The organism is Acidovorax temperans (genome assembly GCF_028596105.1).
GTDB lineage: Bacteria > Pseudomonadota > Gammaproteobacteria > Burkholderiales > Burkholderiaceae_C > Acidovorax > Acidovorax temperans.
Genome location: NZ_CP117194.1, coordinates 137,269 through 163,865 on the forward strand (window position 1 = coordinate 137,269; position 26,597 = coordinate 163,865).

General features: G+C 68.9%; 25 protein-coding genes. 13 read left to right on the forward strand and 12 right to left on the reverse strand.

Features of this window, described 5'->3' with window-relative positions:
• Nucleotides 1-54: 54 nt before the first annotated feature.
• From PQV96_RS21895 to PQV96_RS21955, 13 genes are all read left to right on the forward strand, one after another.
• On the forward strand, nucleotides 55-1,134 hold the full coding sequence (locus tag PQV96_RS21895; RefSeq protein ID WP_273625340.1) for a hypothetical protein: 1,080 nt from the start codon (nucleotides 55-57) through the stop codon (nucleotides 1,132-1,134).
• Nucleotides 1,127-1,474 carry a hydrogenase maturation nickel metallochaperone HypA/HybF gene (locus PQV96_RS21900; RefSeq protein WP_026436965.1) on the forward strand — a complete coding sequence of 116 codons (348 nt, stop codon included), beginning with the start codon at nucleotides 1,127-1,129 and terminating at the stop codon, nucleotides 1,472-1,474. The genes PQV96_RS21895 and PQV96_RS21900 overlap by 8 nt, the downstream gene beginning before the upstream one ends.
• A 32-nt stretch (nucleotides 1,475-1,506) precedes the next feature.
• The gene (gene hypB, locus PQV96_RS21905; protein WP_026436964.1) at nucleotides 1,507-2,493 is read left to right on the forward strand and encodes a hydrogenase nickel incorporation protein HypB; all 987 of its coding nucleotides are present in this window, start codon (nucleotides 1,507-1,509) and stop codon (nucleotides 2,491-2,493) included.
• Between the two features lie 10 nt (nucleotides 2,494-2,503).
• The gene (locus PQV96_RS21910) at nucleotides 2,504-3,685 is read left to right on the forward strand and encodes a Kae1-like domain-containing protein (RefSeq protein WP_026436963.1); all 1,182 of its coding nucleotides are present in this window, start codon (nucleotides 2,504-2,506) and stop codon (nucleotides 3,683-3,685) included.
• Nucleotides 3,676-3,924 carry a HypC/HybG/HupF family hydrogenase formation chaperone gene (locus PQV96_RS21915; RefSeq protein ID WP_026436962.1) on the forward strand — a complete coding sequence of 83 codons (249 nt, stop codon included), beginning with the start codon at nucleotides 3,676-3,678 and terminating at the stop codon, nucleotides 3,922-3,924. Before PQV96_RS21910 ends, PQV96_RS21915 begins: the two co-directional genes overlap by 10 nt.
• Nucleotides 3,921-5,078: a hydrogenase formation protein HypD gene (gene hypD / locus PQV96_RS21920; protein WP_273625342.1), complete on the forward strand. Its 1,158-nt coding sequence runs from the start codon at nucleotides 3,921-3,923 to the stop codon at nucleotides 5,076-5,078. Before PQV96_RS21915 ends, hypD begins: the two co-directional genes overlap by 4 nt.
• Nucleotides 5,075-6,187 carry a hydrogenase expression/formation protein HypE gene (gene hypE, locus PQV96_RS21925; RefSeq protein WP_051248951.1) on the forward strand — a complete coding sequence of 371 codons (1,113 nt, stop codon included), beginning with the start codon at nucleotides 5,075-5,077 and terminating at the stop codon, nucleotides 6,185-6,187. Before hypD ends, hypE begins: the two co-directional genes overlap by 4 nt.
• Nucleotides 6,188-6,296: 109 nt before the next feature.
• Nucleotides 6,297-6,779 (forward strand): hypothetical protein, encoded by a 483-nt coding sequence (locus tag PQV96_RS21930; protein ID WP_034712729.1) that lies wholly within the window; start codon nucleotides 6,297-6,299, stop codon nucleotides 6,777-6,779.
• Nucleotides 6,776-8,512, forward strand: a complete 1,737-nt coding sequence (locus PQV96_RS21935; RefSeq protein ID WP_273625343.1) for an enoyl-CoA hydratase-related protein — start codon at nucleotides 6,776-6,778, stop codon at nucleotides 8,510-8,512. Before PQV96_RS21930 ends, PQV96_RS21935 begins: the two co-directional genes overlap by 4 nt.
• Nucleotides 8,509-9,963 (forward strand): sigma-54-dependent transcriptional regulator, encoded by a 1,455-nt coding sequence (locus PQV96_RS21940; RefSeq protein WP_026436957.1) that lies wholly within the window; start codon nucleotides 8,509-8,511, stop codon nucleotides 9,961-9,963. The genes PQV96_RS21935 and PQV96_RS21940 overlap by 4 nt, the downstream gene beginning before the upstream one ends.
• A 136-nt stretch (nucleotides 9,964-10,099) precedes the next feature.
• Nucleotides 10,100-11,050, forward strand: a complete 951-nt coding sequence (locus PQV96_RS21945) for an NADH-quinone oxidoreductase subunit B family protein (RefSeq protein ID WP_233250258.1) — start codon at nucleotides 10,100-10,102, stop codon at nucleotides 11,048-11,050.
• Complete coding sequence (locus PQV96_RS21950) at nucleotides 11,047-12,504, forward strand: nickel-dependent hydrogenase large subunit (protein WP_026436955.1); 1,458 nt, start codon at nucleotides 11,047-11,049, stop codon at nucleotides 12,502-12,504. Before PQV96_RS21945 ends, PQV96_RS21950 begins: the two co-directional genes overlap by 4 nt.
• Nucleotides 12,505-12,506: 2 nt before the next feature.
• Entirely contained in the window at nucleotides 12,507-13,865 is a 1,359-nt protein-coding gene (locus PQV96_RS21955) for a sensor histidine kinase (protein WP_051248948.1), read from the forward strand.
• Here the strand turns inward: PQV96_RS21955 and fba are convergent.
• From fba to PQV96_RS22015, 12 genes are read right to left on the reverse strand one after another with little or no spacing between them, the layout of a single operon-like run.
• Nucleotides 13,856-14,893: a class II fructose-bisphosphate aldolase gene (fba, locus tag PQV96_RS21960; protein ID WP_026436953.1), complete on the reverse strand. Its 1,038-nt coding sequence runs from the start codon at nucleotides 14,891-14,893 to the stop codon at nucleotides 13,856-13,858. The two genes, PQV96_RS21955 and fba, sit on opposite strands and share 10 nt — an antisense overlap.
• Nucleotides 14,894-14,929: 36 nt before the next feature.
• Entirely contained in the window at nucleotides 14,930-16,192 is a 1,263-nt protein-coding gene (locus PQV96_RS21965) for a phosphoglycerate kinase (protein ID WP_026436952.1), read from the reverse strand.
• A complete protein-coding gene (gene gap, locus PQV96_RS21970) occupies nucleotides 16,189-17,205 on the reverse strand; it encodes a type I glyceraldehyde-3-phosphate dehydrogenase (RefSeq protein ID WP_108498946.1) in 1,017 nt (338 codons plus the stop codon). The genes PQV96_RS21965 and gap overlap by 4 nt, the downstream gene beginning before the upstream one ends.
• Before the next feature lie 18 nt (nucleotides 17,206-17,223).
• Entirely contained in the window at nucleotides 17,224-17,904 is a 681-nt protein-coding gene (locus tag PQV96_RS21975; protein ID WP_108498947.1) for an HAD-IA family hydrolase, read from the reverse strand.
• A complete protein-coding gene (gene tkt / locus PQV96_RS21980; RefSeq protein ID WP_273625345.1) occupies nucleotides 17,901-19,979 on the reverse strand; it encodes a transketolase in 2,079 nt (692 codons plus the stop codon). Before tkt ends, PQV96_RS21975 begins: the two co-directional genes overlap by 4 nt.
• A complete protein-coding gene (locus tag PQV96_RS21985) occupies nucleotides 19,976-20,854 on the reverse strand; it encodes a phosphoribulokinase (protein ID WP_026436949.1) in 879 nt (292 codons plus the stop codon). Before PQV96_RS21985 ends, tkt begins: the two co-directional genes overlap by 4 nt.
• A gap of 57 nt (nucleotides 20,855-20,911) precedes the next feature.
• Entirely contained in the window at nucleotides 20,912-21,997 is a 1,086-nt protein-coding gene (locus PQV96_RS21990) for a class 1 fructose-bisphosphatase (protein ID WP_026436948.1), read from the reverse strand.
• Nucleotides 21,988-22,749, reverse strand: coding sequence for a ribulose-phosphate 3-epimerase (rpe, locus tag PQV96_RS21995; protein ID WP_051248945.1), 762 nt, complete (start codon nucleotides 22,747-22,749; stop codon nucleotides 21,988-21,990). Before rpe ends, PQV96_RS21990 begins: the two co-directional genes overlap by 10 nt.
• Before the next feature lie 42 nt (nucleotides 22,750-22,791).
• Entirely contained in the window at nucleotides 22,792-23,562 is a 771-nt protein-coding gene (locus PQV96_RS22000) for an HAD-IA family hydrolase (protein ID WP_108498030.1), read from the reverse strand.
• Nucleotides 23,555-24,541: a CbbX protein gene (gene cbbX, locus PQV96_RS22005; RefSeq protein ID WP_081679689.1), complete on the reverse strand. Its 987-nt coding sequence runs from the start codon at nucleotides 24,539-24,541 to the stop codon at nucleotides 23,555-23,557. The genes PQV96_RS22000 and cbbX overlap by 8 nt, the downstream gene beginning before the upstream one ends.
• Before the next feature lie 14 nt (nucleotides 24,542-24,555).
• Entirely contained in the window at nucleotides 24,556-25,002 is a 447-nt protein-coding gene (locus PQV96_RS22010) for a ribulose bisphosphate carboxylase small subunit (RefSeq protein ID WP_026436945.1), read from the reverse strand.
• Between the two features lie 28 nt (nucleotides 25,003-25,030).
• The gene (locus tag PQV96_RS22015) at nucleotides 25,031-26,500 is read right to left on the reverse strand and encodes a form I ribulose bisphosphate carboxylase large subunit (protein WP_026436944.1); all 1,470 of its coding nucleotides are present in this window, start codon (nucleotides 26,498-26,500) and stop codon (nucleotides 25,031-25,033) included.
• Nucleotides 26,501-26,597: the final 97 nt, after the last annotated feature.

The window sequence follows — 26,597 nt, forward strand, 5'->3', positions numbered from 1 at the left end:
CAGCTCGCGGGCGCGCTGCGCATCACCCCCGGTGCGCCGCCGCCACTCGGTTTGATGAGCACACGCCAGGACTGGGCCGCGCGCATGGGCCATGGCGTGCCGGCGGCGCGCCTGCCCGGCCTCATGGGCAGCCTGTTCAACCTCTGCAGCCAAGCGCACCGCCTGTGCAGCCAGCTCGCCATCGACGCCGCCGCGCCCGGCCTGTTGCCGCCACAGGAGCGCGTGGCCGAACAGTTGCGCCGCGAGACCGCGATGGAGCACGTGCGCCGCATCGGCCTGGACTGGCCGCGCCTGCTGGCCGATGGCGCCGCGCGCAGCGCACACGCCGCCAGCGCGCTGTCCGCGCTGCGCCACTGGCCTTCGCCCACGCAGGCCCTGCCCGAACCCTGGCCGCCGCTGCGCGAGTGGCTGCAACACACGCTGCTGCAGATGCCCGCCGCCGACTGGCTCGCGGCCTGGCAGGCCGGCGGCCCCGACTGGCTGCACACCTGGAGCCGCCGCCACACTCACCACTGGATGCCCGCGCTGGTGGCCGGCGCGCGCAGCAGCGCCGACGGTTTCGCGCCGCTGTCGCCCGACCACGCGCTGCGCCCGCACGCCGAGCCGCCCGGCCTGCGCATGCTGGGCGCCACGCTCGCGCTCAAGCCGCAGTTCGCGCTGCGCCCGCAGTGGCACGGCGCCTGCGCCCACACCGGCCCGTGGACGCGCCTGGCCGGCGCGGCCGACGACACACCGCTGTCACCCTGGGCGCTGCTGGGCTGCCGCCTGGCAGAGCTGTCGCGCCTTGCGCTCGACGGTGGCGACGCCTGGCTGCACTGGGGCGGGCTTTCCACCGGGCCGAACCGGGGTCTGGCCTGGGTGGAGATGGCGCGCGGCCTGCTGGTGCACCAGGTGGAGGTGGACCCGGTGTCCCAGCGCGTGCTGGCCTGCCGCGTGGTCGCGCCCACCGAATGGAATTTCCACCCGCAGGGCGAGGTGGCCCGGCACGTGGCCCGGCTCGACCCCGCCCTGCCCGAAGCCGCGCTCGCGCGGCGCGTGAACCTGCTGGTGGCCGCGTTCGACCCCTGCGTGCCGTTCGCCATCGAACACCGCGCGTTGCCCCGCGCCCAGGCACAGGAGGCCGGCCATGCATGAAGCCAGCCTGGCCGGCGGCGTGCTCCAGCTGGTGGAAGAGACCGCCGCGCGCGAAGGCTTCACGCGCCTGCTGGCGCTGCGCCTCGAAGCCGGCCAGCTCGCGGGCGTGGACGTGCGCGCGCTGCGCTTCGCGCTGGAGGCGCTGGCGCCCGGCACGCTGCTGGACGGCGCGCGCATCGAGATCGACGAACCGGCCGGCCAGGCCTGGTGCCTGGGCTGCTCGACGACTGTGGCCCTGGCGCAGCGCGGCGACGCCTGCCCGGCCTGCGGCAGCTTCCACCTGCAACCGACCGGCGGCAGCGAATTGCGCGTGCTCGACATGCAAGTGGCCGATGATTGAAATGCCTCACGAGACAGAACAGGAGACTCGACATGTGCGTCGTATGCGGATGCAGTGACAGCGGTGCCACGCACCCACACCCCTCACACCAGCACCACCACGCCCCGGCCACGGAAGCGCCGGTGCAGGTGAACCCGGCCAACGGCGACCTGCACTTCGGCGCGGGCTCGGCCCGCGTGTCGGTGCCGGGCATGAGCCAGGCGCGCGCGATCAAGCTGGAGACCGACATCCTCGGCGCGAACAACCGCGTGGCCGCGCAGAACCGCGCGCACTTCGAGTCGCACGGCGTCACAGCGCTCAACCTCGTCTCGAGCCCGGGCTCGGGCAAGACCACGCTGCTGTGCGCCACCATCGAAGCGCTGAAGGCGCACGCGCCGGGCCTGGCGGTGTCGGTGATCGAAGGCGACCAGCAGACCAGCTTCGACGCCGACCGCATCCGCGCCACCGGCGCACCGGCGATCCAGGTCAACACCGGCAAGGGCTGCCACCTCGACGCGCCCATGGTGTCCGAGGCCTTCGCGCGCCTGCACACGCACGACCACGGTCATGACCACGGCCACCACCACCCTCACGCGCACAGCCTGTTGTTCATCGAGAACGTGGGCAACCTGGTGTGCCCCGCCGTGTGGGACCTGGGCGAGGCCGCGAAGGTGGCGATCCTGTCGGTGACCGAGGGCGAGGACAAGCCGCTGAAGTATCCGGACATGTTCGCCGCCGCCTCGCTCATGGTGCTCAACAAGATCGACCTGCTGCAGCACGTGCGCTTCGACGTGGCGCGCTGCATCGAACTCGCGCGGCGCGTGAACCCGGGCATCGAGGTGATCCAGCTCTCGGCCACCACGGGTGAGGGCATGGACGCATGGCTGCACTGGCTGGACCACCGCATGGGCCACGACCACCACCATCACCACCACGACGAAACCCACGGCAGCGAAACCGCGCTGCGCGAGCGCGTGCGCCAGCTCGAGGCCGAACTCGCCCGCACACGCGAGGCCCTGAGCGCCACCACCGCGGGCTGACACCAGCATCATGGAACGCACCGCCCCTTCCGTGCTCGCCTGCGGCGCCTGGCTGAAGAACGCCGCGTGCCTGCTCGACGCGCGCGGGCAGGCCCACTGGTCGCCAGTGCACGGCGACCTGAGCGACCCGGTGGCCTGCGCCGCACTGGAAGCCTCGGCGAGCGCGCTGCTGGGCCGGCACGGCCAGCCGGTGCAGGCGGTGGCGCACGACCTGCACCCCGATTTCTTCAGCACCCGCTTCGCCGTGGAACTCGCGGACGCGCTGGGCGTGCCCGTCATCGGCGTGCAGCACCACCACGCGCACATCGCGGCGGTGGTGGCTGAACAGGGAATCGAAGGCCCGGTGATCGGTCTCGCGCTGGACGGCGTGGGCCTCGGGGACGACGGCGAAGCCTGGGGCGGCGAACTGTTGCTGGTGGACGGCGCGCGGCTGCGGCGCCTGGGCCACCTGCACCCGCTCGCGCTGCCCGGCGGCGACCGCGCTGCGCGCGAGCCCTGGCGCATGGCCGCGAGCGCGCTGCACGCGCTGGAGCGCGGCGACGAGATCGTGCCGCGCTTCGCCCCAGCGGTGGGCGAGGCCACGGCGAGCGGTGTGCGGCAGATGCTGGACCGCCGCCTGAACAGCCCGCTCACCAGCAGCACCGGCCGCTGGTTCGACGCCGCCGCCGCCGCGCTGGGCCTGAGCGTGCGCCAGACCGACGAGGCCGAGGCCGCGATCGCGCTGGAAGCGGCGGCCAGCCGCTGGCTTGCGCACCACGCGGGCCCCGAGCCGCTGGCCGACGCGCTGGTGGACCTGCTCACCGACACCCTGCCCGATGGCCAGCACCGCCTGGACCTTCGCGGTCTGTTCGCGCGCCTGCTCGACGTGCCCGCGGAGCGCGTGGACGAAGCGGCGGCGGGCTTTCACCTCGCGCTGGCCGACGCGCTGGCGCACTGGGCCACACAGGCCGCGCGCGCACACGGCACACGCACCGTGTGCCTGGGTGGCGGCTGCTTCTTCAACCGTGTGCTGCGCGAGCGCGTGAGCGAACGCCTGCGCGCCGCCGGCCTCGCGGTGCACCTGCCAGGCTCCAGCGGCTGTGGCGATGCCGGTCTCGCCCTCGGCCAGGCCTGGGTCGCGGCGCGCCAGCTCGAAGCCGGCACCGCACACCACAACGACACCCACGAAAAGGAATCCCAACCATGTGCCTAGCCATACCCGCGCGGCTGGTGGAGCTGCGACCCGACGACCAGGCCGTGGTCGACCTCGGTGGCATCCGCAAGGAGATCTCCATCGCCCTGGTCGCCGACGTGCAGGTGGGCGACTACGTGATCGTGCACGTGGGCCACGCCATCGGCACCATCGACCCCGAAGAGGCCGAGCGCACGCTCGCGATGTTCGCGGAGATGGCGCAGCTGAATGAAGACGTGGTGGTGGAGACGATCAAATGAAATACATCGACGAATTCCGCGACGGCGAACTCGCCCAGCAGATCGGCGCGCGCATCGCCGCCGAGGCCGACCCGGCGCGCACCTACAGCTTCATGGAGTTCTGCGGCGGCCACACGCACGCGATCTCGCGCTACGGCGTGATGGAGCTGCTGCCGCCCAACGTGAAGATGGTGCATGGCCCCGGCTGCCCGGTGTGCGTGCTGCCCATCGGCCGCATCGACCAGGCCATCGGCCTCGCGCTCGCGCAGGGCGCCATCGTCTGCACCTATGGCGACACCATGCGCGTGCCGGCTTCGGAAAGCCTTTCATTGATCCGCGCGAAGGCGCGCGGCGGCGACATCCGCATGGTGTATTCCGCCGCCGACGCGCTCACCATCGCGCGGCAGAACCCGCAGCGCGAGGTGGTGTTCTTCGCCATCGGTTTCGAGACCACCACGCCACCCACCGCCCTCACGCTGCAGCTCGCGAAGCGCGAAGGCCTGACCAACTTCAGCGTGCTGTGCTGCCACGTGCTCACGCCCTCGGCCATCACGCACATCCTCGAATCGCCCGAGGTGCGCCAGTACGGCACCGTGCCCATCGACGGCTTCGTCGGCCCCGCGCACGTGAGCATCGTGATCGGCTCCGGCCCCTACGAACACTTCGCCGGGGAATACCGCAAGCCGGTCGTCATCGCGGGGTTCGAACCGCTGGATGTGATGCAGGCCATCCTGATGCTGGTGCGCCAGGTCAACGAAGGCCGCGCGCAGGTGGAGAACCAGTTCCGCCGCGCCGTCACCTCCGAAGGCAACCTGAAGGCGCAGGCCGTGGTGTCCGAGGTGTTCGAGCTGCGGCCCAGCTTCGAATGGCGCGGCCTGGGCGAGGTGCCGTACAGCGCGCTGAAGATTCGCGAGGCCTACGCGGCCTTCGACGCCGAGCGCCGCTTTGCGCTCGACTACAATCCGGTGGCCGACAACAAGGCCTGCGAGTGCGGCGCGATCCTGCGCGGCGTGAAGCGGCCGACCGACTGCAAGATCTTCGGCACCGTGTGCACGCCCGAGAACCCGGTGGGCTCGTGCATGGTGTCGAGCGAAGGCGCCTGCGCGGCGCACTACACCTACGGGCGCTTCCGCGACATTCCGGTCGTGGCCGCCACCGAGGAGGCCACACCATGAGAGCCGACATCGACCAGACCGCCAGCGGCGAGGCCCCGGCGCCGAAGCCGGTGAAGAAGAACTACACCCGACCGCTCGACATCAAACACGGCCGCGTGGACATGGGCCACGGCGCGGGCGGCAAGGCGGCGGCGCAGCTGATCGAGGAACTGTTCCTCGCCGCCTTCGACAACCCTTACCTGCGCCAGGGCGACGACGGCGCGCGCCTGCCGCTGCCCGCGTTCCCAAACGGCCAGGGCCGGCTGGTGATGGCCACCGACGGCCACGTGGTCTCGCCGCTGTTCTTTCCCGGCGGCGACGTGGGTTGCCTGTCGGTGCACGGCACGGTGAACGACGTGGCCATGTCCGGCGCCACGCCGCTGTGGCTGAGCGCGAGCTTCATCCTGGAAGAAGGTTTTCCGCTGGCCGAGCTGCAGCGCATCGTGCGTTCCATGGCGGCGGCCGCGCGCGCCGCCGGCGTGCCCATCGTCACCGGCGACACCAAGGTGGTGGAGAAGGGCAAGGGCGACGGCGTGTTCATCAGCACCACCGGCATCGGCGTGGTGCCGCCGGGCGTGGACATCGCCGGGCGCAACGCGCGCGCGGGCGACGTGCTGCTGCTCTCCGGCACCATCGGCGACCACGGCGTGGCGGTGCTCTCGCAGCGCGAGTCGCTCGCGTTCGAGACCACCATTGAAAGCGACACCGCCGCGCTGCACACGCTGGTGGCCGCCATGCTGCACGCCGCGCCGGGCGCGGTGCGCGTGCTGCGCGACCCCACGCGCGGCGGGCTGGCCACCACGCTGAACGAGATCGCGCGCCAGTCCGGCGTGGGCATGCTGCTGCAGGAGGCCGCCATTCCGGTGCGCGCCCAGGTGGACGCGGCCTGCGAACTGCTCGGCCTGGACCCGCTGTACGTGGCCAACGAAGGCAAGCTGGTCGCGGTGTGTGCGCCCGAGGCGGCCGACGCGGTGCTGGCCGCCATGCGCGCCCATCCACTGGGCGCCGAGGCCGCGCGCATCGGCGAGGTCACCACCGACCCGCACCACTTCGTGCAGATGGCCACGCGTTTCGGCGGGCGGCGCGTGGTCGACTGGCTCAGCGGTGAACAGCTTCCCAGGATATGTTGACCCCCCTGCGTCGCCTTCGGCGCCTCCCCCCGAGGGGGCGACAACTTGGGCCGGCGAAGCCGGACCCTCGTTGTCTCTGGATGAAAGCACTTCGCGCCGGAAGGAGTTGATGGTGTCTTCTCAGGTGTTCCAGAAAACCGCGCGCGGACGGGCCGAGATCGTGCAGCGCTCGGAGCGCGTGCCGGCCGCCATGCGCTCGGTGCTGATCATGGTGAACGGCAGCGACACGGTGCGCGCGCTGGCCGAGCGCGGTGTGCCGCAGGTGCGCGAACACATGCAGGCGCTGCTGGCGCTGGGGCTGATCGAACCGGTGGCACCGCCGGCCGCACCGTCACCACCGCCGCCTTCGCCCCCAACCGAGCTGGAACGCGAGCTGCCGGCGCCGGTGCACGAAGCGCTGTGCCGCCAGGCCCTGGCGCGGCTGGCGGCGCATTTCGGCGTGGACACGCCCGAGGTGGTGCAGCCCCTGCGCGCCGCGCGCACGGTGACTTCGTTCAACACCGCGCTGGACCACATCGAAACGCGGCTCTCGGCCCACATGGGCCGCAAGCACGCCGCGCGCGAGCTGCAGGGCCTGCGGCCACCCACATGAGCGCAGCACCCGGCGGCCTGCGCATCCTGTTGCTGTGCCACAGCTTCAACAGCCTCACGCAGCGCCTGTTCGCCGAGCTGCGCGCGCGCGGCCACACGGTGAGCGTGGAACTCGACATCAACGACCGCGTGACCGAAGAGGCCGTGGCGCTGTTCCGGCCCGACCTGCTGCTCGCGCCCTTTCTCAAGCGCCGCATACCGGCCAGCGTGTGGCAGGCGCTCACCTGCCTGGTGGTGCACCCCGGCCCACCGGGCGACCAGGGGCCGAGCGCGCTGGACTGGGCGGTGCTGCGCGGCGAGCGCACATGGGGCGTGACGGTGCTGCAGGCCAACGCCGATTTCGACGCCGGCCCGGTGTGGGCGCACGCGGCGTTTGCCATGCGCGAAGCTAGCAAGGGCAGCCTGTACCGCCGCGAGGTCACGCAGGCCGCGCTGCAGGCCACGCTCGCCGCCGTGCAGCGTTTCGGGAACGGCGAGCGCCATGGCGATGCACCACCACCCGCGCAATGGCGGCCCGCGATGCGGCAGGCCGACCGCGCCATCGACTGGGCGCGGCACGGCACCGCCGAGGTGCTGGCGCGGCTGCGCTGCGCCGACGGCCAGCCCGGCGTGCTCGATGCGCTCTGGGGCCACGCCTGCCACCTGGGCGACGGCCACGCCGCTTCTGCCGCCACGATGGCGGCTTTCGCGCACGCCGCGCCGGGTGAGGTGCTGGCGGTGCGCGATGGCGCGCTGCTGCGCCGCACGCGCGATGGCGGCGTGTGGATCGGCCAGGCGCGCCGCGTGGCCGACGGCGCACCCGGCTTCAAGCAGGCCGCGGCCGACGCCTTCGCCACCGAGGCCCTCGCCCTGCCCCGCCTGCCCGTGCCGCTGCAACGCGCCGACGACGAGTGGAGCGAGCTGCGCTACACCGAACACGGCCCCGACGGCGCGCGCGTGGGTTGCCTGCGCTTCGACTTCCACAACGGTGCGATGTCCATCGCGCGCTGCGAGCGCCTGCGCGACGCGCTGCTCGAACTGCGAGAGCGGCCGGTGCGCGTGCTCATGCTGCTGGGGGGTGAAGACTTCTTCAGCAACGGCATCGACCTCAACGCCATCGAGGCGGCCGCGCACCGGCCCGGCGACAGCGCGGCCGACGCCTCGTGGCGCCACATCCAGGCGATGAACGACGCGGCGCTCGCCGTGATCGAGACGCCGGACCGCCTCACCGTGAGCGTGCTGCGCGGCAACGCGGGCGCGGGCGGTGCCTTCCTGGCGCTGGCGGCGGACGAGGTGTGGGCGCACGGTGGCGTGGTGCTCAACCCGCACTACAAGAATATGGGCAACCTCTACGGCTCCGAGTACTGGACCTACCTGCTGCCGCGCCGCCTGAGTGAGGCCGGCGCGAAGGCGCTGATGGCGCAGCGCCTGCCGCTGCTGGCGCGCGAGGCCGCGGCGATGGGCCTGATCGACCACTGCGACGATGGGGCACGCGAGGGCTTCGAAACGCGCTGCCTGGAACGCGCGCTGGCGCTCGCGGCCTCCTACAATCTGCCGCAGAGGCTGGCGGCCCGCCAGGCCACCCGCGAGCGCGATGAAAACCTTCGCCCGCTGGCCCACCACCGCGAACAGGAACTCGCGCGCATGCACCGCAATTTCTACGGCTTCGATCCCAGCTACCACGTCGCGCGCCACCACTTCGTGCACAAGGTGCCGCACGCCTGGACGCCGCGCCACCTGGCCTTGCACCGATGAACGCGCCATTGCCCATCGACGCCCTGCCCACCGTGCTGGTGGTGGACGACGAGGTGCGCTCGCAGGACGCGATGCGCCGCACGCTGGACGAGGACTTCACCGTGTTCACCGCCAGCAGCGCCGACGAGGCGCGCGGCCTGCTGGAGCGCCAGCCGGTGAGTGTGATCCTGTGCGACCAGCGCATGCCGGGCATCACCGGCGTGGCCTTCCTCAAGGAAGTGCGCGAGCGCTGGCCCGAGGCGGTGCGCATCGTGATCTCGGGCTACACCGACAGCGAGGACATCATTGCCGGCATCAACGAGGCCGGCATCTACCAGTACATCCTCAAGCCCTGGGCGCCCGACCACCTGCTGGACTCGGTGCGCAACGCGGTGGAGGCGCAGTCGCTGCAGCGCCAGACCAGCCGGCTCGACCTGGAGCTGCGCACCAGCACCGGCGTGCTGCGCCAGCGCACCGCCACGCAGATCGACCGCGCGCGCGCCAGCTTCGGTTTCGACCGCATCGTGCGCGCGCCGGGCAGCCCGCTGGACGCCGTGTGCGCGATGTCGCAGCGCGTGGCGCGCTACGACATCGCGGTGCTCGTGCTCGGCGAGTCGGGCACCGGCAAGGAATTGCTGGCGCGCGCGGTGCACTACGCCTCGCCGCGCCTGACCGGCCCCTTCGTGGTGGAGAACTGCGCGGCCATTCCCGACACGCTGCTCGAGTCCGAACTGTTCGGCCACAAGCGCGGCGCCTTCACCGGCGCCTACGAAGACCACCCCGGCCTGTTCCAGCGCGCGCACGGCGGCACCGTGTTCCTCGACGAGATCGGCGAGACCTCGCCCGCGTTCCAGGTGAAGCTGCTGCGCGTGCTGCAGGAAGGCGAGGTGCGGCCCGTGGGCGGCGCGCGCCCGATGCCGGTGGACGTGCGCGTGATCGCCGCCACCCACCGCGACCTGGAGCAGCGCGTGCGCGACGGCCTGTTCCGCGAAGACCTGTACTACCGGCTGGCGGGCGTCACGCTCACCGTGCCGCCGCTGCGCGAGCGCGCGGCCGACATCGCGCCCATCGCGCACCAGCTGGTGCAGGACGTGGCAAACGAGCTGGGCCACCCCGGCGCCTCGCTGCCCGACGCCACGCTGGCCTGCCTGCTCGCCTACCCCTGGCCCGGCAACATCCGCGAGCTGCGCAACGAGATCGCGCGCGCGCTCGCGCTGCAGGACGGGCGCGAGCTGGAAGCCGCGTCGTTCTCGGCGCGCGTGCTGCAAGGCCACGGCAAGGGCGGCGAAGACCTGCAGGCCGCCCTGCCCACCAGCGGCACGCTGGCCGAGCGGCTGGACGTGATCGAGGCGATGGTGCTGCGCGAGACCCTGCAGCGCCACCGCTGGAACAAGACCCGCGTGGCGCAGGAACTCGGCCTCTCGCGCGTGGGCCTGCGCGGCAAGATGCAACGCCTGGGACTGGAGAAGTGACATGGCACTGAACGATACGGCGCCGGGCCGCCCCAAGCCGGATCAGCCCCCTCGGGGGGCAGCGACCCGCGCAGCGGTGGAGCGTGGGGGCTTGAACGTTCTTTGGCTTCAGAGCGGTGGGTGCGGCGGCTGCAGCATGTCGCTGCTGTGCGCGGACACGACCGACTTTCAGGGCCACCTGCGCGACGCAGGCATCCACCTGCTCTGGCATCCCTCGCTGTCGATGGAGAGCGGCGACGAACTGCTGGACCTGCTCGACGCGGTGCTCGACGGCCGCACGCGGCTGGACGCGCTGTGCGTAGAAGGTTCGCTGCTGCGCGGCCCGAACGGCACCGGCCGTTTTCACATGCTGGCCGGCACGCAGCTGCCGATGATCGACTGGGTGCGCCGGCTCAGCGCGCGCGCGAAACACGTGGTGGCCGTGGGCAGCTGCGCGGCCTGGGGCGGCATAACCGCCGGTGGCGACAACCCCACCGACGCGTGCGGTCTGCAATACGAAGACGACGAAGCGGGTGGCCTGCTCGGCGCGGCTTTCCGCTCGGCCAGTGGCCTGCCAGTGATCAATGTGGCCGGATGCCCGACGCACCCGAGCTGGGTGATCGACACACTGATGGCGCTGGCCGCCGACAGCTTCGGCGCAGACGACCTCGACCCGCTCAACCGCCCGCGCTTCTACGCCGACCAGCTGGTGCACCACGGCTGCACGCGCAACGAGTACTACGAGTTCAAGGCGAGTGCAGAGAAGCCGTCCGACCTCGGCTGCATGATGGAACACATGGGTTGCAAGGGCACGCAGGTGCACGCCGACTGCAACACGCGGCTGTGGAACGGCGAAGGCTCGTGCACCCGCGGCGGCTATGCCTGCATCGCCTGTACCGAACCGGGCTTCCAGGAACCCGGCCACCCGTTCCACGAAACGCCCAAGCTCGCCGGCATTCCCATCGGCCTGCCCACCGACATGCCCAAGGCCTGGTTCGTGGCGCTGGCGTCGCTCTCCAAGAGCGCCACGCCGAAGCGCGTGAAGCACAACGCGGTGGCCGACCACCTCGTCGTCAAGCCGGCTGTGCGGAAGACGCGCTTGAAATGACACGTCTGCTCGTTGGCCCCTTCAACCGCGTCGAAGGCGATCTGGAAGTCCAGCTCGACGTGCAGGGCGACCGCGTGGCCTCGGCGCAGGTCAACGCCACCATGTACCGCGGCTTCGAGCAGATCCTGCAGGGCAAGGCGCCGCACGATGCGCTGGTGTACGTGCCACGCATCTGTGGCATCTGCTCGGTGTCGCAGTCGGTGGCTTCGGCGCGCGCGCTGGCGCACCTGGGTGGCATCGCCATGCCGGCCAACGGGCAGCACGCGAGCAACGTGATCCTGGCGACCGAGAACCTGGCCGACCACCTCACGCACTTCTACCTGTTCTTCATGCCCGACTTTGCGCGCCCGGTGTACGCCGGCCACGGCTGGCATGCCGAGGCGGTGCGCCGTTTTGCGCCTAACCGCGGTGAGCAGGTGCGCGCGGCCACCGCGGCGCGCCAGCGCTGGTTCACTTTGCTGGGCACGCTGGGTGGCAAGTGGCCGCACACGCAGTCCATCGAACCCGGTGGCAGCACGCGCCCCATCGACGCCGCCGAGCGCGTGCGGCTGCTCTCGCGTGTGCGCGAGTTCCGCTCATTCCTGGAACGCCAGCTGTTTGCCGCGCCACTGGAAGCCATCAACAGCATCGACAGCGAAGACGCGCTGTGGACTTGGCACGCACAAGCTCCGCTGAGCGGCGACCTCCGTTTCTTCCTCACGCTGGTGCGGGAGCTGCAGTTGCACACGCTCGGCCCCGGGCCGGGTCGCTACCTGAGCTACGGCGCCTATGCCCAGCCCGATGGAGGCTGGGCTCTGCCCGGTGGCGTGTGGCGCGCCGATATGGCGCGGCTCGACGCGGTGGACGCCAGCGCCATCACCGAAGACGCCACACACGCGTGGCTGGCCGACGGCAGCGGCCCGTTGCACCCGCTGCAGGGCCAGACCCGGCCCGACCCCGACAAGGCGCGCGGCTACACCTGGAACAAGGCGCCGCGTCTTGGTGGCGAAGTGATCGAGACCGGTGCCATCGCGCGCCAGCTCGCCGCCGGCCACCCCCTAGTGCGCGATGCGGTGGTGCGCTGTGGCGGTAACGTCTATACCCGCGTGCTCGCGCGTGTTCTGGAGCTCGCGCGCGTGGTCCCCATGATGGAAGACTGGCTCGGCGCTCTGCGCCCGACAGAGCCTTTCTGCGTGCCGTCCGAGTTGCCCGACGAGGGCAGTGGCGTCGGCCTGTCGGAAGCCGCGCGCGGCAGCCTGGGGCACTGGGTGGTCCTGAGGAACGGGCGCATCGCCAACTACCAGATCGTGGCGCCCACCAGCTGGAACTTCTCGCCACGAGACGCCGCCGGCATACCGGGCGCACTCGAACAGGCGCTGGTGAACGCGCCGGTGCGCGAAGGCGAGAAGACACCGGTGGCTGTGCAGCACATCGTTCGCTCGTTCGACCCGTGCATGGTCTGCACCGTCCACTGACGATGAACAAGCCGCGCCCGCCCAGTCTGCCGCTTCCCACCGGCCCGATGGATGGTGTGGACGAATCCACCTGGATGGACGTCATCCAGAAGATGGACGAGGTCTACACCCGGCTGATCGACGATGAGGTCGAACTTGAGAAGAAGAACGCCGAGCTGGAGCAGTCGCAACAGTTCATCTTCAGCGTGCTCACCTCCATGTCCGACGTGCTGGTGGTCTGCGACGACAGCGGCGTGATCGAGCAGGCCAACGCCGCGCTCTGCGAGCTGACCGGGCGCCCCGAGGAGCAGCTGCGCGGCACGCCGCTCTACGGCCTGCTGGCCGACGCTCAGAGCCAGGAGCTGGCGCGTGCGGCGATGGAAAAGGCCGACGCACCGCGTGCAGGCGAGGGCATCGAACTCAACCTGCTGGACCGGCAAGGCCAGGCCGTCTCGGTGGATGCGAACTGCACACCGCGCATCGGCGAGCGGGGCCGTCGCGTCGGCACGGTGTGGGTGGGTCGTCCGACGGCCGAGCTCAAGCGCGCGTACCACGAGATGCGCGCCGCGCACGAGGCCTTGAAGCGCACGCAGCAGCAGCTGCTGCACTCCGAGAAGATGGCCTCGCTCGGCCAGCTGGTAGCTGGCGTGGCACACGAGCTCAACAACCCGATCAGCTTCGTGCTGGGCAACGTGCACGCGCTCAGCAAGTACAGCGACCGACTGCGCACCTACCTCGCTGCGATGCATGCTCACGAGCCGCCGGCCGTGCTGGATGAGATGCGACGCAAGCTGCGAATCGAGCACCTGCTGGCCGATCTGCCCTCGCTGATTGAGGGCACGCTGGAAGGCGCGCAGCGCACAGCCGACATCGTGCATGGCCTCAAACGCTTCTCGGCGATGGATTCAGAGGAGCGCAAACCGGTCAACCTGGTGGACGTGATCGAGCGCGCCGTGCACTGGGTGCAGAAGGGGCTTTCGACGCCCATCGATGTGCAATGGGCCGGCGGCGCACCCTGCACCGTGATGGGCAGCGCCGGCCAGTTGCAGCAGGTGATGATGAACCTGCTGCAGAACGGCTTTGACGCCGTGGGCCAGCACGCGGCACCGCGCATCTGGGTGAGCATCGACCAGGCCGATGGCATGGCACGCGTGGTGCTGCGCGACAACGGCCCGGGCATTCCGCCCGAGCACCTGCTGCGCATCTTCGATCCCTTCTTCACCACCAAACCGGTGGGCAAGGGCACGGGCCTGGGCCTGTCGATCAGCTACGGCATCGTGGAGCAGCACGGCGGACGGCTGAGCGCCCGCAACGCGGAATCCGATGCCGAGCGTGGCGGTGCCGAGTTTGTGCTGGAGCTGCCGCTGGCACCTCAGGCGTAGCTGTCGGCCATTGCGTCCAGCGGCACGGGTTTCATCTTTCCTGCCTGTCCCGCGCTGCCAAACGCTTCGAAGCGTTCTCGGCACACGCCGCGCGCGGCCTTCTTGGCGGCCAGCAGCGCCTTGCGCGGATCGAACTCGCTGCGTTCCTTCGCGAAGGTCTGGCGCATGGCGCCGGTCATGGCCAGGCGGATATCGGTGTCGATGTTCACCTTGCGCACGCCGTTCTGGATGCCACGCCGGATCTCTTCCACCGGCACGCCGTAGGTTTCCTTGATGTCGCCACCGTGCTCGCGGATGATGGCCAGCCACTCCTGCGGCACGCTGGAGCTGCCGTGCATCACCAAATGCGTGTTCGGCACCTTGGCGTGGATGGCTGCAATGCGGTCGATGGCGAGAATGTCGCCGGTGGGCTGGCGCGTGAACTTGTAGGCGCCGTGACTGGTGCCGATGGCGATCGCCAGTGCGTCCACGCCGGTGCGGCGCACGAAGTCCTCGGCCTGGTCGGGATCGGTCAGCATCATGTCGTGCGTAAGTTTGCCCACCGCGCCCACGCCGTCTTCTTCACCCGCCTCGCCGGTTTCCAGCGAACCCAGGCAACCGAGTTCACCCTCCACCGACACGCCCACGGCATGCGCCATGTCGCAGACGCGGCGTGTCACCGCGAGGTTGTAGTCGTAGGTGGCCGGCGTCTTGCCGTCCTCGCGCAGCGAGCCGTCCATCATCACGCTGGTGAAGCCGGAGCGGATCGACTGCATGCACACCGCCGGCGTGGCGCCGTGGTCCTGGTGCAGCACCACGGGCAGGTCGGGGTGGGCCTCCACCGCCGCCAGCACCATGTGGCGCAGGTAGGCCTCGCCCGCGTACTTGCGCGCGCCGGCCGAGGCCTGCAGGATCACCGGGCTGTCGGTCTCCTGCGCGGCTTCCATGATGGCGAGGATCTGTTCAAGGTTGTTGACGTTGAAGGCGGGCACGCCGTAGCCATGTTCGGCTGCGTGATCGAGCACCTGTCGGAGGGAAACGAGCGCCATGGGAATCTCCTGTGGATTGAAAAAGAAAAGGGGGCATCAGGACGAACGGCGTTCGAGGATTTCGAACGCCGGCAGCGTCTTGCCTTCGAGCACTTCGAGGAAAGCGCCGCCGCCGGTGGAGATGTAGCCCACGTCCTTCTCGATGCCGTACTTGGCAATCGCGGCCAGCGTGTCGCCACCACCGGCGATGCTGAAGGCGCTGCTGTCGGCAATAGCCTGCGCAATCGCCTTGGTGCCACCTTCGAACGCGGCGAACTCGAACACGCCCACCGGGCCGTTCCAGACGATGGTGCCGGCCTGCTTGAGCTGTGCCGCCAGCTTGGCCGCGGTCTCGGGGCCGATGTCCAGGATCAGGTCGTCGTCGGCCACGTCGGTGGCCTTCTTGACCGTGGCCGGCGCATCGGCACTGAAAGCCTTGGCGGTCATCACGTCGGTCGGGATCGGTACCTCGGCACCACGCGCCTTCATCGCCTCGATTACCGCCTTGGCCTGGTCCACCAGGTCGGCTTCGGCCAGGCTCTTGCCGATCTTCAGGCCGGCGGCCAGCATGAAGGTGTTGGCGATGCCGCCACCGACGATCAGGTTGTCCACGTTGTTCGCCAGGCTCTTGAGGATGGTGAGCTTGGTGCTGACCTTGCTGCCGGCCACGATGGCGACCAGTGGGCGCTTCGGCGCGGCCAGCGCCTTGGCGATGGCGTCCATCTCGGCCGCCAGCAGCGGGCCGGCGGAGGCGATGGGCGCGGTCTCGGCGATGCCGTAGGTGGTGCCTTCGGCCCGGTGGGCGGTGCCGAAGGCGTCGTGCACGAAGATGTCGCACAGCGCGCCGAGTTTCTTCGCGAGTTCGGGGCTGTTCTTCTTCTCGCCCACGTTGAGGCGGCAGTTCTCCAGCAGCACGACCTCGCCGGGGGCGACCGAGAAGTCGCCGTCGATCCAGTTGGCCACGAGGCGCACCGGGCGGTCCATGAGCTCGCCCAGGCGTGCGGCCACGGGGGCGAGCGAGTCCTCGGGCTTGAACGCCCCTTCGGTGGGCCGGCCCAGGTGGCTCGTGACCATGACCGCCGCGCCGGCGTCCAGCGCCATCTGGATGGCCGGGATGCTAGCGCGGATGCGCGTGTCTTCCGTGATGCGGCCGCTGTCGTCCCAGCCGCCGCCGGGCCGCCCCAAGGCGGTTGCTCCCCCCTCGGGGGGGCAGCGAAGCATGGGGGGCGATAGAGGCACGTTGAGGTCGGCACGGATGAAGACCCGCTTGCCGCGCGCGAAGCCGGTTGCACACACATCGCTGAATCGCAGAGGCTTCATTTCGCGTAGCCCACGACGCGCACCATTTCCAGGCACTTGTTGGAGTAGCCCCACTCGTTGTCGTACCAGCTCACCACCTTGATGAAGGTCTTGTCCAGCGCGATGCCGGCTTCGGCGTCGAAGATCGAGGTGCGGGTATCGCCGCGGAAATCGGTGGCGACCACCTTGTCTTCCGTGTAGCCCAGCACGCCCTTGAGCGCGCCTTCGGACTGGGCCTTCATCTCGGCCTTGATCTCGTCGTAGCTGGCTTCGCTGTTGAGTTCCACCGTCAGGTCGACCACCGACACGTCGGAGGTCGGCACGCGGAAGGACATGCCCGTGAGCTTCTTGTTCAGCTCGGGGATCACCACGCCCACGGCCTTGGCCGCACCGGTGCTGGAAGGGATGATGTTTTCCAGGATGCCGCGACCGCCGCGCCAGTCCTTGTTGCTCGGGCCGTCCACCGTCTTCTGCGTGGCCGTGGCCGCGTGCACCGTGGTCATCAGACCGCGCTTGATGCCCCACTTGTCGTTGAGCACCTTGGCAATGGGCGCCAGGCAGTTGGTGGTGCAGCTGGCGTTGGAGATGATGGCCTCGCCCTTGTAGGTCTTGTCGTTCACGCCGAAGACGAACATCGGGGTGTCGTCCTTGCTCGGGGCCGACAGGATGACCTTCTTCGCGCCCGCATCCAGATGCTTCTGCGCGGTGGCCTTGTCCAGGAACAGGCCGGTGGATTCGATGACGACCTCCGCACCAACGTCGGCCCATTTCAGGTTGGCCGGGTCGCGCTCCTGCGTCAGGCGGATCTTCTTGCCGTTGACGATCAGGGTGTTGCCTTCAACCTTCACGTCGCCCTTGAAGCGGCCGTGCACGCTGTCGTACTGCAGCATGTACGCCAGGTACTCCGGCTCCAGCAGGTCGTTGATGGCCACCACTTCGATGTCCTGGAAGTTCTGGATCGCGCTGCGCAGCACGTTGCGGCCGATGCGGCCGAAGCCGTTGATGCCGATCTTGATGGGGGCTTTCTGTGTCATGGAATGTTCGAAAGAAATTCAGTTCAGCAGGAGAGAAATGTCGGGAATGACGCGATCGGGTCGGCTGGCGGTGATGGGCTCACCCATGTTGTAGCCATAGGGCAGCGCCCACACGCGCACGCCGGCGTTGCGCGCGGTGGCCACGTCGATGGAGGAGTCGCCCACGAACAGCGCGCGTTCTGCGGCCGCGCCGAACTGCGTGAGGCAACTGTGGATGCCAGCGGGGTCGGGCTTCTTGGTGGGCAGGGTGTCGCCGCTGATCACGCGGTCGAACAGCGGTGCGAGGCGGTGTGCATCGAGCACGGTGGCGGTGTAGCGGCTTTCCTTGTTGGTCACGACGGCGAGCTTGACGCCGCGCTCGCGCAGGGCCAACAGGGTGTCGCGCACCTGGGGGTAGAGCTGGCTGCGCGTGCCGCAACGGCGTTGGTAGTGGCGATCGAATTCGGCAGCGATCAAGCTCAGTGAGCTGCTGGACCGGATCACCTCGGCGGTGGTGTCGCTGGCCGATGCCAGTGCCTGGATCAGCAGCTCGCGCGTGCCGTGGCCGATCCAGCGCTCCACCTGCACCTGCGAGACCGCTGGCAGCTCGAAGCGCACCAGCGTGTCGTTGACGGCGTCGCCAATCTCGCCGGCGGTGGCGACCAGGGTGCCGTCGAGGTCGAACATTGCCAAGTCGAAAGCCTGGACGTTCGCGCTCATGCCGTCACCGCTTCGATGCCGGCGCGCACACGCGGGCGTGGGTGCACCAGTGCGCGCACCTCGTCGGCCACGCGCGCGGCGGTGATGCCGAAGTGTGCGTATAGGTCTTTCGCGGGTGCCGATTCGCCGAAGCTCGCCATGCCCACCACGCGCCCGGTGCGGCCGACGTACTTGCGCCAGAAATCGGGGTGCGCGGCCTCCACCGCGATAGCGGGCAGCGCGGGCGGCAGCACCGCGTCCTGCCAGGCGGCGTCCTGCCGGTCGAACAGGTTGGTGCAGGGCATGGAGACCACGCGTGTGGCGATGCCTTCGGCCGCGAGCGCGGTCTGTGCCTGCATGGCGAGCGCCGTTTCGGAACCGGTGGCGACGATCACCGCCTGAGCACCGTCCATGTCCGAGAGCACGTAGCCCCCGCGCCGGATGTCCGCTGCGCGCGACGCATCGCCCAGCTGCGGCAGGTTCTGACGCGAGAGCGCGAGCGCGGTGGGACCGTCGCGCCGCAGCAGCGCATGGGACCAGGCCACGGCCGTTTCCAGCGCATCGGCGGGCCGCCACACGTCCAACCCCGGGATGATGCGCAAGCTGGGCACATGCTCCACCGGCTGATGGGTCGGACCGTCTTCGCCCAGGCCGATGCTGTCGTGCGTGAACACATGCACCACCTGCAGCTTCATCAGCGCGGCCATGCGCACCGCGTTGCGGCTGTAGTCGCTGAACGCGAGGAAGGTGCCGCCGTAGGGAATGAAACCACCGTGCAGTGCCATGCCGTTCATGATGGCGGCCATGCCGAACTCGCGCACGCCGTAGCTCAGGTGGTTGCCACCACTGAAGCGGCCAGCCTTGTTTGGCCCGGCGGTGACGCAGCCCTTGAAGTTGGTGAGGTTGGAGCTGGTGAGGTCGGCGCTGCCGCCGAAGATTTCAGACAGCTTCGGTGCCATGGCATCGAGCGCGAGCTGGCTGGCCTTGCGGGTGGCCACCGCATCGGTGCACTGGCCGAGCGCCGCCACCAGCGCGGGAATCTCGTTCACGAAGGCCTCGGGCAGGTCGCCGGCCATGCGGCGTTCGAACTCGGCGGCTTCGACCGGGAAGGCCTGGCGGTAGGCGGCGAGACGCGCCAGCCATTGCGTTTCCAGCGCACACCCGCGCTCGGTGGCGTTCCATGCGGCAGCGATGTCGGCCGGAATCTCGAAGGGCGCGGCGCTCCAGCCCAGCGCCTCGCGCGTGGCCTGAACCTCGGCGGCGCCCAGGGCGGCGCCGTGCACGTCGTGGCTGCCCTGCTTGTTGGGCGCGCCCTTGCCGATCACGGTCTTGCAGCAGATCAGCGTGGGCTTTCCCTCGGCCTGCGCGGCCGCGCTGCGTGCGCGCTGCAGCGCGGCGTGGATCAGGCTGGGGTCGTGACCGTCCACTGTGACCACGTGCCAGCCGTAGGCAGCGAAGCGGCGCGGTGTGTCGTCGGTGAACCAGCCCTGCACATGGCCATCGATGGAAATTCCGTTGTCGTCGTACAGCGCGATCAACTTGGACAGGCGGAGCGTTCCTGCGAGCGAACACACCTCGTGGCTAATGCCTTCCATGAGACAGCCGTCACCCAGGAACACGTAGGTGTGGTGGTCCACGATGTCGTGGCCGGGGCGGTTGAACTGGTGCGCGAGCAGCTTCTCGGCCAGCGCCATGCCGACCGCGTTGGCCAGGCCCTGGCCCAGCGGTCCGGTGGTCGTTTCCACACCCGGTGTCACGCCCACTTCAGGGTGGCCGGCGGTCTTGCTGTGCAGGCGGCGGAACTGGCGCAGGTCGTCCATCGACAGGTCGTAGCCCGTGAGGTGCAGCAGCGCGTACAGCAGCATGGAACCGTGGCCGTTGGAGAGCACGAAGCGGTCTCGGTCGTGCCAGGCGGGGTTGGCGGGGTTGTGGCGCAGGTGGCGGTTCCACAGCACCTCGGCGATGTCGGCCATGCCCATGGGTGCGCCCGGGTGGCCCGAGTTCGCGGCCTCTACCGCGTCCACCGCCAGCATGCGGATGGCGTTCGCCATGCGGCGCGCAAGATCGAGATTGGGTGGTTTGCGGGCGGTGCTCATGCGAAGGCCCTCTGCTTGCGCTCCATCATCCGCCAGATGAAGGGCGTAAAAATGAGCTGCATCGCCAGCTCCATCTTGCCGCCGGGCACCACGATGGTGTTGGCGCGCGACATGAACGAGTCGTGCACCATGCTCAGCAGGTACTGGAAATCGATGCCCTTGGGTTTGGCGAAGCGGATCACGACGAAGCTTTCGTCCGGCGCGGGAATCTCGCGCGCAATGAAGGGGTTGGACGTGTCCACGCACGGTACGCGCTGGAAGTTGACGTGCGTGTGCGCGAACTGCGGGCAGATGTAGTTCACGTAGTCGGGCATGCGGCGCAGGATGGTGTCGGTCACCGCCTCGGTGCTGTAGCCGCGCTTGGACTTGTCGCGCCAGAGCTTCTGGATCCACTCCAGGTTAATCACCGGCACGACGCCGATGAGCAGGTCGGGGTGTTGGGCGATGTTCACGTCGGGCGTGATCACTGCGCCGTGCAGACCTTCGTAGAACAGCAGGTCTGTGCCGGTAGGCAGTTCTTCCCATGGGGTGAAGGTGCCGGGCTCCTGCCGGTAGGGGGCGGCCTCGTCGGGATCGTGCAGGTACTTGCGCGACATGCCGGTGCCGCTGCGGCCATAGGCGGCGAACAGCGCTTCGAGTTCGGGGAAGAGGTTGTTCTCCGGGCCGAAGTGGCTGAAGTGGCCGTTGCCGGCGCGCTCGGCCTCTGCCTGGCGCTGCTTCATCTCCTTGCGGTCGTGGCGGTGGAAGCTGTCGCCTTCGATGATGGCGGCGCTGACGCCTTCGCGGCGGAAGATGTTCTCGAAGGTGCGGGTGACCGAAGTGGTTCCCGCGCCCGACGAGCCGGTGATGGCGATGATGGGGTGGCGCTCAGACATGGTGACGTCCCGTGAAGTTGAAGAATCGGTGCGAATGCAAGCGTGGAGGCCGACCGCTCAGACGCGGAACAGGCTGCGTTCGTGGAACAGGGGGTTGTCCAGGTCTTTGCGGACGGGTTCGGCGTGGTAGCGCTCGATGCGCTCCACCTCGTCCTTCGAACCGAACACCAGGCCGATGCGCTGGTGCAGGCCCTCGGGCTGCACACCGAGCATGGGAACGCGCCCGGTGCTGGCGCGCCCGCCGGCCTGTTCCATGATGAAACCGATGGGGTTGGCCTCGTACAACAGGCGCAGGCGGCCGGGCTTCGATGCGTCCTTCGTGTCGCGCGGGTAGAGGAACACGCCGCCGCGCATGAGAATGCGATGCGCCTCGGCCACCATGCTGGCGATCCAGCGCATGTTGAAGTCCTTGGCGCGCGGGCCGGTCTTGCCGGCCAGGCATTCGTCCACGTACCGCTTCACCGGCGCTTCCCAGAAGCGGCTGTTGGACGCGTTGATCGCGAATTCCTGCGTGTCGGCGGGTACGGTGAGATCGGGATGGGTGAGGATGAATTCGCCCAGGTTGGGGTCGAGCGTGAAGCCGGCCACGCCATTGCCCACCGTGATCACCAGCATGGTGGTGGGGCCGTAGAGTGCGTAGCCGGCGGCCACCTGCTGCGTGCCGGGTTGCAGGAAGTCGGACTCGGTCACCTCGCGGTCTTCGGCTGCCGGCGCGCGCAGCACCGAGAAGATGCTGCCCACCGACACATTCACGTCGATGTTGCTGGAGCCGTCGAGCGGGTCGAACACCAGGAGGTACTTGCCGCGCGGGTAGGTCCGGGGAATCTGGTACGGCGCGTCCATCTCTTCCGACGCCATACCCGCTAGGTGGCCGCCCCATTCGGTGATGCGCAAAAAGTACTCGTTGCTCAGCACGTCCAGCTTCTTCTGTGTTTCACCCTGCACGTTGACCGAGCCCCCGGTCTCGGCCGCGTGGTTGCCCAGCACGTCGCCCAGCGCGCCGAATGCCACCGCGCGCGCGATGGCCTTGCAGGCCATGGCCACGTCAAGAATGAGCGCGTTGAAGTCGCCGCTGGCTTGGGGGAAGCGGCGGCGTTCTTCGATCAGGTACTGGGTGAGGGTCTTGCGGCCGGTCAATGGCATGGTGTGCTCCGCGTGGGGTTGCTGGAATGACGATCGGTTGAATCTGCGGCTTTGCGCAGCGCGCCCATGACGCCGTAGTAGCCGCCGCCCGCGTCGGGCGCGCCGAAGACCGCGCTGCCGGCCACGCAGATGTCGGCGCCGGCCTGCACGATCTGGCCGATGTTGTCCAGCTTCACGCCACCGTCCACCTCCAGCCAGATGGGCTGGCCACCGGCGGTGGTGTGCGCGTCGATGCGGCGGCGCGCCTCGCGCAGCTTGTGCAGCGTGGCAGGTATGAACGCCTGGCCGCCGAAGCCCGGGTTCACGCTCATGAGCAGCACCATGTCCAGCTTGTCCATCACGTGGTCCATCCAGGCCAGCGGCGTGGCGGGATTGAACACCAGCCCTGCCTTGCAGCCGTGCGAGCGGATCAGTTGCAGCGTGCGGTCCACGTGGCGCGAGGCATCGGGGTGGAAGGTGATGCAGCTCGCACCCGCCTTGGCGAACAGCGGCACCAGCGCGTCCACGGGCTCCACCATCAGGTGCACGTCGATCGGAATCTGCACATGCGGGCGGATCGCCTCGCACACCAGCGGGCCGATGGTGAGGTTGGGCACGTAGTGGTTGTCCATCACGTCGAAGTGCACGAAGTCCGCGCCCGCCGCTTCGATGGCGCGCACTTCTTCGCCCAGGCGGGCGAAGTCGGCTGACAGGATGGAGGGTGCCAGCCGAACGGGGGAGGGTGGCAGGAGGGGCGGGTTCGCTCGGGACATCGTGGGGCGACTCTGTTGTGTGGGGGAAATGGACGCGACCGATCAGGCCGACTCGAACAGGGTGCTGCCGGCGTGCCAGCGGCGCAGGGCGTCCACCGTGACCCAGCGCTGGTCCATGCCAGCGACACCCTGGGGCAAGGGTTGTGCGAGATCGCCCAGGTGCGGCAACACCAGCAGGGCGTCGTCAAAACGCTGGCCGGTGGTGTGCACGGTGGGTGTGACCAGGGTCTGAAGGCTGGCGGCGGTGGCCGCGCGCAGGCCGTTGGCCGAGTCCTCGAAGGCCAGGCAGGCCTGCGCCGGCAGGCCCAGGGTGGACAAGACCTGCTGGTACACCAGCGGGTCGGGCTTCTTGCGTGCGGCGGTGGCCGCATCACCGATGGCCGCGAAGTGGCGCCGCCAATCCGGCCCGAGTGGGGTGCGCAGCAAGGCATCGATGTTGGCTGGTGTGGTGGTGGTGGCGATGGCCAGGCGAAGGCCGGCAGCGAGCGCCTCGCGCATGAGGCGCAACACGCCTGGGCGCAGCGGCAGCTGGCCGCCGCTCACGCGGCTTTCGTAGAGGCGCGTCTTGATGGCATGCACGCGGTCGATGGTGGTTCGCGCCGCGGCGCCGCTGGCGATCTCGGGTTCGACCATGTGCCAGTGGTGTGCGATGCGTTCCTTGCCGCCAGAGACCTGCAACAGGCGGATGTAGGTGGTCTCGTCCCAATGCCAGTCCAGGCGCACTTCGGCAAAGGCGTCGTTGAAGGCGGTGCGGTGGGCTTCTTCGGTGTCGGCCAGGGTGCCGTCGACGTCGAAGATGAGGGCCTCAAGCATGGGTTGCTCCTTCGGCGCCGAAGAGGCGGCTGCCAAGGATGTCGCTCGCCTGCAGCGTGGTGAGTTCTTCCGCGCTGAGCTCGTGGTCAGGCTGCGAAAACAGACGGCTGGCCTGTCTCAGGCGTGCACGGTCGAGCGCGTTGCGCACGCTGCGCGCATTGGCGAAATGGGGTTGCTCCAGCCGCAGGCCGAGGTAACGTCCGAAGGCCTCGGCGGCTTCCGGGCTGAAGCGGTGATTCTGCTCGGCGAGCATCCTGCGCGAGATCTGCATCAGCTCGCCGGCGCTGTAGTCGGGAAAGGTGAGGTGGTGCGCAATGCGCGAGCGCATGCCGGGGTTGGACTGAAAGAAGGTGTTCATCCTGTCCTCGTAGCCGGCCAGGATCACCACGAGGTCGTCGCGGTGGTTCTCCATCACCTGCAGCAGGATCTCGATCGCCTCCTGCCCGTAGTCGCGTTCGTTCTCGGGGCGGTAGAGGTAGTACGCCTCGTCGATGAAGAGCACGCCGCCCATGGCCTTCTTCAAAACCTCGCGCGTCTTCGGCGCGGTGTGGCCGATGTACTGGCCCACCAGATCGTCGCGCGTCACGGCCACCATGTGGCCCTTGCGCACATAGCCCAGCCGGTGAAGGATCTGCGCCATGCGCAGTGCCACCGTGGTTTTGCCGGTGCCGGGGTTGCCCGAGAAGCACATGTGCAGGCTGGGCGGCTGCGAAGGCAGACCCAGGCCGGTGCGGAGTTTGTCAATGACCAGCAGCGCCGCGATGTCGCGCACCCGGGCCTTTACTGGCGCCAGGCCCACAAGCTCATCGTCCAGTTCCTGCAGCACGGCCTCCACCTGCGTGCTGGCCAGCACCGCGCCCACCGAGCGCGGTGCCTTTGCCGGGGTGTGGGCCGGTGCCGGGCCCTCCACCGATGCGGCCGCGGTGGTCACGGCGGCATCGAGTGGTGGCGGCGTGCTGCCAGGAATGAGGTACGACATGGCGGCCCGTGCTTTCAGGTTGCGTCTTGGTAACGCTCGCCTTCAGGGCGCACCGCGCCGTAGCCGCGCGTGGTGTAGCGCAGGCTGCGGCCGTTCACTTCCTGTCGCTCCAGCATGAAGCCGGGTTCGGTGGGGGGTCGGTTGACGATGAAACTCATCACGATGGTCTCGACGTTGCGCGTCGAGTCGAAGGCCATCATGCGGATGTAGTGGCGCGGGAATGCTTTGCGGCAAGCCTGCACTTCCTGCAGCACGCCGGCAGCGTCCTGCAGGTCGAACATCGGGTGGCCGTACATGGCCCAGTAGGTGTTGCGCGGATGCGGGTCGTCGGTGTATTCCACGCTCCAGGCGTAGCCACGCTTGAGGCCGTACTCGATCTGCGCGGTGATCTCCGCGTCGGTGAGCTCGGGCAGGAAACTGAACTGGCCTTGTGTGAGGCGGCCGGTGGGGTTGGTCATCATGGTGTGCGGTCCTCTGTGTTGGAGCGGGTCAGGCCATCGCGGGCGTAGCCACGTAGTCACTGGAATCGGTGCTCTGGTAGTTGAAGCTGATCTCGCCCCAGGTATCGAGCGCGGCCTTGAGCGGGCTGCAGTGCTGCGCGGCCTGCTTCAGGATGGTCGGGCCTTCCTCCAGCAGGTTGCGGCCCTCGTTGCGCGCTTTCACCATGCATTCCAGCGCGACGCGGTTGGCCACCGCGCCGGCCTGGATGCCCATGGGGTGGCCGATGGTGCCGCCGCCAAACTGCAGCACCACGTCGTCGCCGAAGAGGTCGATCAGCTGGTGCATCTGGCCGGCGTGGATGCCGCCCGAAGCCACGGGCATGACCTTCTTCAGGTCGGCCCAGTCCTGGTCGAAATAGAGGCCACGTGGCAGATCGGTCTTGGTGTAGCTGTCGCGACAGACGTTGTAGTAGCCCTGCACCGTGAGCGGGTCGCCTTCGAGCTTGCCGACCGCGGTGCCGGTGTGCAGGTGGTCGCAGCCCGCCAGGCGCAGCCACTTGGCGATCACGCGGAAACTCACGCCGTGGTTCTTCTGCCGCGTGTAGGTGCCATGGCCCGCACGGTGCATGTGCATAATCATGTCGTGCTTGCGGCACCAGTTCGCCATGCTCTGGATGGCGGTGTAGCCAATGACCAGATCCACCATCACGATGACCGAGCCCAGTTCTTTCGCGAACTCGGCGCGCTCGTACATGTCTTCCATCGTGGCGGCGGTTACGTTCAGGTAGCTGCCTTTCACTTCACCGGTCTCGGCGCTGGCCTTGTTCACCGCGTCCATCACGAAGAGGAAGCGGTCGCGCCAATGCATGAAAGGCTGCGAGTTGATGTTCTCGTCGTCCTTCATGAAATCGAGCCCGCCCTTGAGGCCTTCGTACACCACGCGGCCGTAGTTGCGGCCCGAGAGGCCCAGCTTGGGCTTGGTGGTGGCGCCCAGCAGCGGGCGGCCGAACTTGTCCAGCCGTTCGCGCTCGACCACCAGGCCGGTCGGCGGGCCTTTGAAGGTTTTCACGTAAGCCACCGGGATGCGGATGTCTTCCAGGCGGGCGGCCTTCAGCGGCTTGAAGCTGAACACGTTGCCAATCAGGCTCGCCGTCATGTTGGCGATGGAGCCTTCTTCGAACAGGATCAGGTCGTAGGCCACCCAGGCAAAGTACTCGCCCGGGCGGTTGGGCACCGGCTGCACCTTGTAGGCCTTGGCGCGGTAGCTGTCGCAGGCGGTCAGTCGGTCGGTCCACACCACCGTCCAGGTGGCGGTGCTCGATTCGCCGGCCACAGCGGCGGCGGCTTCTTCGGGGTCCACCCCGTCCTGCGGGGTGATGCGGAACAGGCACAACGTGTCCGTGTCCTTGGGCACGTAATCGGGCATCCAGTAGCCCATTTGCTTGTACTTGAGCACGCCTGCGCTGTAGCGCTTTTTGGCGTCCTTGATCTCGGTGGAACCTACGGGGGCGTTGCTCATGTGTTGCTCCAAAAAGTGAGGTTTGTCTGGGGTGGAGCGGACTTTAAATTTGGGTGTAAATAAAGTAAATTCACGATTTCTTGAATTTCGATTAAGG

What these genes read in the sequence shown, in the direction of transcription:
- PQV96_RS21895 (WP_273625340.1), top strand. Translation starts at nt 55, where the DNA reads ATGAGCACACGCCAGGACTGGGCCGCGCGCATGGGCCATGGCGTGCCG.
- PQV96_RS21900 (WP_026436965.1), top strand. Translation starts at nt 1,127, where the DNA reads ATGCATGAAGCCAGCCTGGCCGGCGGCGTGCTCCAGCTGGTGGAAGAG.
- hypB (WP_026436964.1), top strand. Translation starts at nt 1,507, where the DNA reads ATGTGCGTCGTATGCGGATGCAGTGACAGCGGTGCCACGCACCCACAC.
- PQV96_RS21910 (WP_026436963.1), top strand. Translation starts at nt 2,504, where the DNA reads ATGGAACGCACCGCCCCTTCCGTGCTCGCCTGCGGCGCCTGGCTGAAG.
- PQV96_RS21915 (WP_026436962.1), top strand. Translation starts at nt 3,676, where the DNA reads ATGTGCCTAGCCATACCCGCGCGGCTGGTGGAGCTGCGACCCGACGAC.
- hypD (WP_273625342.1), top strand. Translation starts at nt 3,921, where the DNA reads ATGAAATACATCGACGAATTCCGCGACGGCGAACTCGCCCAGCAGATC.
- hypE (WP_051248951.1), top strand. Translation starts at nt 5,075, where the DNA reads ATGAGAGCCGACATCGACCAGACCGCCAGCGGCGAGGCCCCGGCGCCG.
- PQV96_RS21930 (WP_034712729.1), top strand. Translation starts at nt 6,297, where the DNA reads ATGGTGTCTTCTCAGGTGTTCCAGAAAACCGCGCGCGGACGGGCCGAG.
- PQV96_RS21935 (WP_273625343.1), top strand. Translation starts at nt 6,776, where the DNA reads ATGAGCGCAGCACCCGGCGGCCTGCGCATCCTGTTGCTGTGCCACAGC.
- PQV96_RS21940 (WP_026436957.1), top strand. Translation starts at nt 8,509, where the DNA reads ATGAACGCGCCATTGCCCATCGACGCCCTGCCCACCGTGCTGGTGGTG.
- PQV96_RS21945 (WP_233250258.1), top strand. Translation starts at nt 10,100, where the DNA reads ATGTCGCTGCTGTGCGCGGACACGACCGACTTTCAGGGCCACCTGCGC.
- PQV96_RS21950 (WP_026436955.1), top strand. Translation starts at nt 11,047, where the DNA reads ATGACACGTCTGCTCGTTGGCCCCTTCAACCGCGTCGAAGGCGATCTG.
- PQV96_RS21955 (WP_051248948.1), top strand. Translation starts at nt 12,507, where the DNA reads ATGAACAAGCCGCGCCCGCCCAGTCTGCCGCTTCCCACCGGCCCGATG.
- fba (WP_026436953.1), bottom strand. Translation starts at nt 14,893, where the DNA reads ATGGCGCTCGTTTCCCTCCGACAGGTGCTCGATCACGCAGCCGAACAT.
- PQV96_RS21965 (WP_026436952.1), bottom strand. Translation starts at nt 16,192, where the DNA reads ATGAAGCCTCTGCGATTCAGCGATGTGTGTGCAACCGGCTTCGCGCGC.
- gap (WP_108498946.1), bottom strand. Translation starts at nt 17,205, where the DNA reads ATGACACAGAAAGCCCCCATCAAGATCGGCATCAACGGCTTCGGCCGC.
- PQV96_RS21975 (WP_108498947.1), bottom strand. Translation starts at nt 17,904, where the DNA reads ATGAGCGCGAACGTCCAGGCTTTCGACTTGGCAATGTTCGACCTCGAC.
- tkt (WP_273625345.1), bottom strand. Translation starts at nt 19,979, where the DNA reads ATGAGCACCGCCCGCAAACCACCCAATCTCGATCTTGCGCGCCGCATG.
- PQV96_RS21985 (WP_026436949.1), bottom strand. Translation starts at nt 20,854, where the DNA reads ATGTCTGAGCGCCACCCCATCATCGCCATCACCGGCTCGTCGGGCGCG.
- PQV96_RS21990 (WP_026436948.1), bottom strand. Translation starts at nt 21,997, where the DNA reads ATGCCATTGACCGGCCGCAAGACCCTCACCCAGTACCTGATCGAAGAA.
- rpe (WP_051248945.1), bottom strand. Translation starts at nt 22,749, where the DNA reads ATGTCCCGAGCGAACCCGCCCCTCCTGCCACCCTCCCCCGTTCGGCTG.
- PQV96_RS22000 (WP_108498030.1), bottom strand. Translation starts at nt 23,562, where the DNA reads ATGCTTGAGGCCCTCATCTTCGACGTCGACGGCACCCTGGCCGACACC.
- cbbX (WP_081679689.1), bottom strand. Translation starts at nt 24,541, where the DNA reads ATGTCGTACCTCATTCCTGGCAGCACGCCGCCACCACTCGATGCCGCC.
- PQV96_RS22010 (WP_026436945.1), bottom strand. Translation starts at nt 25,002, where the DNA reads ATGATGACCAACCCCACCGGCCGCCTCACACAAGGCCAGTTCAGTTTC.
- PQV96_RS22015 (WP_026436944.1), bottom strand. Translation starts at nt 26,500, where the DNA reads ATGAGCAACGCCCCCGTAGGTTCCACCGAGATCAAGGACGCCAAAAAG.